Raw genomic sequence first — 456 nt, forward strand, 5'->3', positions numbered from 1 at the left:
GGTATTAAGCAGCCGTGTGAATTATTATAACGATGTCATTACTGCCTTTAATAAACTGATTACAGAGGGAGAATTAAAAGGTAAAGCCTATGATAGTGCTAAGTCCTATGCGGAAAATATAATGGTTCCTCTAGTAAGAGGAGTTATCCTATTTTCAGAGAGTCTAGGAGGAAAAGCTAGTGAATTACCGACTCTTTACCGTTCACAAGTCGGAGGAGAAAGTCTAGATGAGGAGACACTTCAAAAGCAAATTGAAGCGAAGAATACAACCATCTCGACTCAAGAAGCTATTTTGAACAGTTTATCCAATCTAAAGGACGTCAATCCTACTTACAAAAGTAATGTTCAAGGAATTATCTCAAATGCAACGAGTAAGCGAGATGAGTTACAAAAGAAATTAGAAAAATTGCAGACATTTGCGAGCTCGACTAGTGGTCAGTTTTCGGATTCAGAAAG

General features: G+C 37.5%; 1 protein-coding gene. It reads left to right on the plus strand.

The annotated features are described in order from the left end of the window. Positions 1-456 (plus strand): T7SS effector LXG polymorphic toxin (locus SORDD16_RS10020; protein ID WP_241734071.1); only part of this gene is annotated, 456 nt, incomplete at both ends.

Origin of the sequence: Streptococcus oralis (assembly GCF_001578945.1) — a bacterium.
Taxonomy (GTDB): domain Bacteria; phylum Bacillota; class Bacilli; order Lactobacillales; family Streptococcaceae; genus Streptococcus; species Streptococcus oralis_Q.